General features: G+C 60.5%; 7 protein-coding genes. 2 read left to right on the top strand and 5 right to left on the bottom strand.

All coding sequences use genetic code 11. From position 1 onward, the window contains the following. Together minD and minC are read right to left on the bottom strand one after the other, a co-directional pair. A partial coding sequence (gene minD, locus ACIOMR_RS07070; protein WP_401193084.1) for a septum site-determining protein MinD occupies nt 1–821 on the bottom strand: 821 nt, incomplete at its 3' end. 199 nt (nt 822–1020) lie between these two features. After that, complete coding sequence (minC, locus tag ACIOMR_RS07065) at nt 1021–1758, bottom strand: septum site-determining protein MinC (RefSeq protein ID WP_003209099.1); 738 nt, start codon at nt 1756–1758, stop codon at nt 1021–1023. Between the two features lie 118 nt (nt 1759–1876). Between minC and ACIOMR_RS07060 the strand changes: the two genes are divergently transcribed. Next, nucleotides 1877–2812, top strand: a complete 936-nt coding sequence (locus ACIOMR_RS07060; protein WP_003209101.1) for a lipid A biosynthesis lauroyl acyltransferase — start codon at nt 1877–1879, stop codon at nt 2810–2812. A gap of 32 nt (nt 2813–2844) precedes the next feature. Further along, the gene (locus tag ACIOMR_RS07055) at nt 2845–3996 is read left to right on the top strand and encodes a patatin-like phospholipase family protein (RefSeq protein ID WP_401193080.1); all 1152 of its coding nucleotides are present in this window, start codon (nt 2845–2847) and stop codon (nt 3994–3996) included. A gap of 121 nt (nt 3997–4117) precedes the next feature. Here the strand turns inward: ACIOMR_RS07055 and ACIOMR_RS07050 are convergent, their stop codons facing one another. From ACIOMR_RS07050 to ACIOMR_RS07040, 3 genes are read right to left on the bottom strand one after another with little or no spacing between them, the layout of a single operon-like run. Continuing rightward, nucleotides 4118–4903 (bottom strand): outer membrane protein OmpK, encoded by a 786-nt coding sequence (locus ACIOMR_RS07050; RefSeq protein ID WP_003209104.1) that lies wholly within the window; start codon nt 4901–4903, stop codon nt 4118–4120. Next, entirely contained in the window at nt 4900–5295 is a 396-nt protein-coding gene (locus tag ACIOMR_RS07045) for a hypothetical protein (RefSeq protein WP_134326009.1), read from the bottom strand. The genes ACIOMR_RS07050 and ACIOMR_RS07045 overlap by 4 nt, the downstream gene beginning before the upstream one ends. A 43-nt stretch (nt 5296–5338) precedes the next feature. Beyond that, nucleotides 5339–6691, bottom strand: coding sequence for a nucleobase:cation symporter-2 family protein (locus tag ACIOMR_RS07040; protein ID WP_087694784.1), 1353 nt, complete (start codon nt 6689–6691; stop codon nt 5339–5341). Nucleotides 6692–6879 lie beyond the last annotated feature (188 nt).

The raw sequence follows: 6879 nt of genomic DNA, 5'->3' as shown, positions 1-6879 counted from the left end.
TTCATTGTATAGTTGCCTCCAAAGATACGCTCGAAGAATCCCTTCTTCTTAACATCGAGGAAGCGATGTTCCACGGTCTTGCCCAGCAAGCGATCTACCGCATCGCTGTACGCCTGGCCGGCGTCGCTCTGGTCGTCAAGAATCACCGGCACACCTTGGTTGGATGCCTTCAGGACGGCCTGGGATTCCGGGATCACACCCAGCAGGGTCACGGCGAGGATTTCCTTCACGTCTTCAACGCCGAGCATTTCGCCATTGCTGACGCGCTCAGGGTTGTAGCGGGTCAGCAGCAGGTGTTCCTTGATCGGATCTTCACCTTTCTCGGCGCGCTGGGACTTGCTGGCCAGCAGGCCGAGCATGCGGTCCGAGTCACGTACCGAGGAGACTTCAGGGTTGGTCACGACGATGGCTTCGTCGGCGAAGTACATCGCCAGGTGAGCACCGGTCTCGATACCCGCCGGGGAATCGCACACCACGTATTCGAAGGTTTCCTTCAGTTCGGCGAGGACCTTGCCCACGCCTTCCTTGGTCAGCGCGTCTTTGTCGCGGGTCTGGCTGGCGGCCAGTACATACAGGTTCTCAAGGCGCTTGTCCTTGATCAGGGCCTGTTGCAGGTTGGCTTCGCCATTGACGACGTTGACGAAGTCGTAAACCACGCGGCGTTCACAGCCCATGATCAGGTCGAGGTTACGCAAGCCGACGTCGAAGTCGACGATAACTGTCTTGTGGCCGCGCAGAGCGAGGCCGGTACCGATAGCGGCGCTGGTGGTGGTCTTACCCACACCACCCTTGCCGGATGTAACCACGAGAATCTTGGCCAAGGTGTTTCACCCCTAAGGAAAAAGGACTTTTTAGTCCCTGAAAAACATCTCTTGTCACTCGCTGCAGGCGGGCAGCTCTTGTAGGAGAAAGCACGGTTTGCCTGGGCAAACCCCACCTTAAAATTATTCCTACACAAGTTTTGCCGTTTTCGCTGTGCTATCAGAGTCCAGAGATGCTTGGAAAATGCGGCAGTATCCGTTAAAGACGAACGATGTTCAACACATCGCCCGACAGGCTGACTTGTACCCCGGCCCCCCACAGCGGATCGCGGCGCAAATCTTCCGAAACCTTGTACTGGCCTGCGATGGACACTAGCTCAGCGGTCAACTGCTGGCAAAAAATACGGGCCTTGGTGTCACCTTTTATGCCGGCCAGGGCACGACCACGCATGGGGCCGTATACATGGATGTTTCCATCGGCGAGAAGTTCCGCCCCCGGGCTGACCGGGGCGATGACGACAAGGTCGCCACCCTGGGCGTAAATCTGCTGCCCGCCCCGTACGGGAGAGGTGATGATCTTTGTCGGCTTGATCGTCGGCTCCGGCGGTTTCTCCGGTTTTTTCTTCTCTTCGCCGACCAACGGGTCGAGCGGACGCTCGCGGGCACCCGACGGCGGCAGTACTGGCAGTTCAATGGCGATTGCCGCGGCGATGTCTTCGATACGGCTGGCACGGATCGCCAGGGTGCGCAGGCCATGCTGGCGGCACACGCGCATCAGCCCGGGCAGGTCGACCGCGCCCTGGCCGGCCGGGAGCTTGTCCAGGGCCAGCACCAGCGGTGCATTGTTGAAGAAGTTCGGCGCCAGGGCGACCTTGGCGGCGAGCTGGCGGTCCAGGGCATCAAGGTCGTTGCGGGCCAGTTCCAGCACGGTAATGGCGAGCATGCTGCCTTTCAACTGGAACACGGGATCTTGGTCTAGCGGTTCGGTTTGGCTCATGGTCGGCAAAGCGGCTTGTCACGAAAAGTGTCGAGACTTATAACGAGAACATCCGCTAGCCGCAAGCCGGGTCGAACCGTTGTAGAATGCGCGGCCGTTGTCTTTACCGGAATCTTGAATGGATCGCCCGCGTTTTCGAGCTGTATTTTTTCATCCGCGCTTCTGGCTGTTATGGCTGGGGCTCGGTTTGCTGTGGCTGATTGTGCAGTTGCCGTACCGGGCTTTACTGGGGATTGGCCGTGCCTTGGGGGCGGGAATGTACCGGGTGGCCGGTGAACGTCGACGTATCGCCGCACGAAACCTGGAACTGTGCTTCCCGGAAAAGTCCGCTAAAGAGCGTAAACATTTGCTCAAGGAAAACTTTGCCTCCACCGGCATCGCGTTCTTCGAGATGGCCATGAGCTGGTGGTGGTCCAAGCCGCGCCTGGCGCGCCTGGCCCATGTCGAAGGGCTGGAGCACCTCAAGCAGGCGCAACTGGAAGGCAAGGGCGTGATCCTCATGGCCCTGCATTTCACCACCCTGGAAATCGGCGCCGCCTTGCTCGGGCAGAAGCACACCATCGACGGCATGTACCGCGAGCACGGCAACCCCTTGTTCGATTTCGTCCAGCGCCGTGGCCGCGAGCGGCACAACCTCGACTCCCTGGCCGTAGAGCGCGAAGACGTGCGCGGCATGCTCAAGCTGCTGCGGGCCGGTCGTGCGATCTGGTACGCACCGGACCAGGACTACGGCGCCAAGCAAAGTATCTTCGTGCCATTGTTCGGCATTCAGGCCGCCACCGTGACCGCCACCAGCAAGTTCGCCCGCCTGGGCAAGGCACTGGTGGTGCCGTTCACCCAGGAACGCCTGGCCGACGGCAGCGGTTATCGCCTGGTGATCCATCCGCCGCTGACCGACTTCCCCGGTGAAACCGACGAGATCGATTGCCTGCGCATCAACCAGTGGGTCGAAGCCTCCGTGCGCGAATGCCCCGAGCAATACCTGTGGACGCACCGCCGCTTCAAGAGCCGGCCGCCAGGTGAACCTAAACTGTATGAAAAACGCCGCCGTTGATCTGAAGTCCCCAAGCACCATGGAGTGATGCAATGCGCCCAGCTGAACCGGTCACAGGCTTGATTCTTTCCGGCGGCGGGGCGCGAGCCGCCTATCAGGTGGGGGTACTGGCGGCGATTGCCGAGCTGTTGCCGCCGGGCGCGGCCAATCCGTTTCCGGTGATTGTCGGCACCTCGGCCGGGGCGATCAATGCGGTGAGCCTGGCCAGTGGCGCCATGGACTTTACCGCCGCCATTCAGCGCCTGACCGCCTTCTGGCAGGGCTTTCGCAGCCACCTGGTGCTGCGCAGCGACTGGCCCGGGGTGATCAGCCAGGCCAGTCGATTCCTTATCCACAGCCTGCTGGGGATGGGGGCGCAGGTGCCAGTGGCGCTGCTCAACAGTTCGCCGCTGCGGGACTTGTTGCGCGACAAACTGCACCTGGAAGGGATCGCGCAGTCGATCCGCGAGAAGCACCTTCATGCTGTGGCGGTGACCGCGTTCGGATACGAGTCCGGGCAAGCCGTGACCTTCTATCAGGGCGGCGGCACCATCGATGCCTGGTTGCGGCATCGGCGCATCGGCATTCCCACCCAATTGACCGTTGAACACTTGCTGGCCAGCTCGGCGATTCCGTTGCTGTTTGCGCCGGTCAAACTCGACCAGGAATATTTTGGTGACGGGGCGGTGCGCCAGTCGGCACCGATCAGTCCTGCGTTGCACCTGGGCGCCAGCCGCGTGCTGGTGGTGGGGGTCAGTGGCAACCCGCGCGGCAACGATCCATCGAACCCGGCGCGCACCTTCACCGGCCAGGAGCCGACGTTGGCGCAGATCGGCGGGCACATGCTCAACAGCACGTTCATCGATAGCCTGGAAAGCGATATCGAATTGCTCGAGCGCCTGAACCAGTTCAGCCACGTGTTGCCGGCCAACGCGGCGATACAAGGTTTGGCGCCAGTGGAAGTATTGGTGATCGCTCCCAGTCAGCCAATCGACGAAATCGCGGCACGTCACCGCCAGGAATTGCCGGCGGCATTGCGCCTGTTTCTGCGCGGGCCGGGCGCGACCAAAACCAGTGGCGCGGGTGTGCTCAGCTACCTGCTGTTCGAGGCGGGGTATTGCAGCGAATTGATCGAGCTGGGAAGGCGGGATGCGCTGGCCAAGCGCGAAGAGTTGCAGCGGTTCCTGGGCCTGACACCGGACTGAATGTGGGAGCGGGCTTGTGTGGGAGCTGGCTTGCCTGCGATGCAGGCACCTCGCAGTTTCAGTTACACCGCAGTGATGCTATCGCAGGCAAGCCAGCTCCCACAGGGAGGCGCGGTGTTGGTTAGAAGTGGTACTTCACCAACAGGCTCGCAGTGTCCTGGTTGGTCTCGAACGCGCCGCTGTCCTGGATCCCGTACTTGTTCTTCCAGTAGTCGTATTCGATACCGACATACAACTGCTTCTCGCCCCAATGCAACGCCTTGCCCAGGTCATATTTGATCTGCGGGTTGAAGTGCAGGTTGGCGTGGTAAGTGCCGCGGGCGTTCTTGTCGTTATCCACCACCCAGTCCATGAAGCCGTCGATCAGCACATTGGAGTTGCCCACCGGGATCGTGTACGACCACACCGGTGTGATCTGCCATACGCCGTCACCCGGGCGATTGCCTTCGGTCTGGCGCTGGTAGAAGTTCAGCTGGAAGTAGTCGAAACCAGGGATTGCCAGGTCGAAGCCCGGGCCGAGCAAGTACGACTCGTTGTCGCCTTCGCCGAACTCGTAAGTGAACGCCAGCAACACGTCCTTGATCGGACCGAACGACAAGTCCTTGTCGAAAATCTTGCCGAACGACAAGCGTGGGCTGAACTCACCGTAGTAAGTACTCGGGCCGACATTGCCGTCTTCCTTGCCGTTGTAAAAGATGCGGTCGAGGAAGAAGAAGTTGTCGCCGTACTTCCACGCATCGGCGTGTTCGAAGGTCACGGTTTGCTGGATCTGCGGGTTAACAGTGAAGTTCTTGCCCCACAGATAAGTCAGGCTGTTGTTCTGCCACTGCAGCAGATCACCGGCCATGGCCTGGCCCCCGGCCAGCAGGGATCCTGCCAGCATCAGGCTGTTCACGGTACGTTTCATTCGGTTGCTCCCGAGGTAAAGGTTTCTGGTTTTTTTTCTAAGCGGACGCTCTGGTGTGGCGTCTTTTGGCTTGCCGCAAAAATCGTCTGTTCGGTCAGCTTTGATGCTTTTAGCAAGAGCTGCGCCAAGGTGTTTAAAAAGCCAAAAAATCCCCGTCGGCTGTGATGAACACAGTCGAATTCGGAGAGTTTTTGCACACGTTGGCTGCGGACGTGGGGCCGGGATAAGTTGGCCTTGCAGTCAGCTTTTACATTCGCTGTTTTTTTTTGAGTCGATTTGAGCGGGCGCCGAGAATACTGACTCCCAGGCCTGTGCTCAAGTGCGCCGTTAAAGAGCGCGCGGGGCGAGAATGGGGCACGGCGCGTGGCCGGCCCCGGGTGAATGGCGTACATGGTGTGTTCCCTGATCGTTATTGTTTTTGTTGTGACGCAGGAATCAATGTGGGTGTGCGTGAGCGCTTGGGGCAGCGCGTTCGGCGCCACCCAGGATGTTGAATAACAGGTTCAGCGACAGCGCGCTGATCGTGGCCATGGCGATGCCGCTGTGAGTGATCGGGCTCATCCATAGCGGCAGCTGTGCAAAGAATTCGGGACGTACCACCGGGATCAATCCCATGCCGATACTCACCGCCACCAGCAACTGGTTACGACGGTCGGCAATGTCGGCTTCCTGGAGGATCTTGATCCCGGTGGCTGCCACCATGCCGAACATGGCAATCGCCGCGCCGCCCAGCACTGCGGGTGGAATCGACGCTACCAAAAAGGCGGCCTTGGGCAGCAGGCTCAGCACAATCAGGAACGCGCCGGCCACGATCGTCACCGAACGGCAGCGCACGCCGGTCATCTGCACCAGGCCGATGTTCTGCGCGAACGAGGAGTGGGTGAAGGTGTTGAAGAACCCGGCAAAAAACGATGCGCCGGCGTCACACAACAGGCCACGGCGGAGCATTTTCGGCGTGACTTCCTGGCCGGTGATCTTGCCCAGGGCGAGGAACATCCCGGTGGACTCGACGAAGATGATCACCACCACCAGGCACATCGACAGGATCGGCGCCAACTCGAACTTGGGCATGCCGAAATGCAGTGGCGTCACCACTTGCACCCACGGGGCGCGCGCCAGGCCGCTGAGGTCGACCATGCCGATCATCCCGCACAGCCCGTAGCCGAGGGCCATGCCGATCAGCACCGAGATATTCACCCAGAAGCCGCGCATGAAACGGTTGATCAGCAGGATGGTGGCCAGCACCAGCGCGGCAATCGCCAGGTAAATCGGTGAGCCAAACGTGGACGCCGCTGCGCCACCGCCGGCCCAATTGACCGCGACGGGAAACAGCGAAAGACCAATGGCGGTGATCACGGTACCGGTCACCAGCGGTGGAAAGAAGCGCACGACCTTGGACATGAACGGCGCGATCACCATGCCGAAAAAACCGGCGGCGATGGTCGCACCGAAGATCCCCTGCAGGCCGATGCCGGGCATGCCGGCCATGGCCACCATGCTGCCGACAGCGGCGAAACTGGCGCCCATCATCACCGGCATACGAATGCCTACCGGGCCGATACCGAAGGACTGGACCATGGTTGCGATGCCCGCCACCAGCAGGTCGGCGTTGATCAGGAAGGCGATTTCTTCACGGCTCAGGCCCGCAGCCTGGCCGATGATCAAAGGCACGGCGACGGCGCCACCGTACATCAGCAAGACGTGTTGCAGGCCTACCAGAATCAGTTGCAAGAGGGGCAGCCGCACCATGGCGGGCGCGGCAGGAGTCTGCGTTTCTAGCTGGGACATGCAACACCTCGGATCTTTTTATTGTTGTGTTGTTCGGCATTCAATTGCCGGGTGGAACTCATTCGTCAAAGCACACCGCAGATCCCATGTGGGAGCGGGCTTGCTCGCGAACGCGGTGGTTCAGTCACCTGAAGTGTTGAATGACACACCGCATTCGCGAGCAAGCCCGCTCCCACACTAGTCCTGCG

The organism is Pseudomonas sp. NPDC087814 (assembly GCF_044742865.1).
In the GTDB taxonomy this organism is placed as follows: Bacteria; Pseudomonadota; Gammaproteobacteria; order Pseudomonadales; family Pseudomonadaceae; genus Aquipseudomonas.
This window is presented reverse-complemented; position numbering and strand designations above follow the sequence as displayed.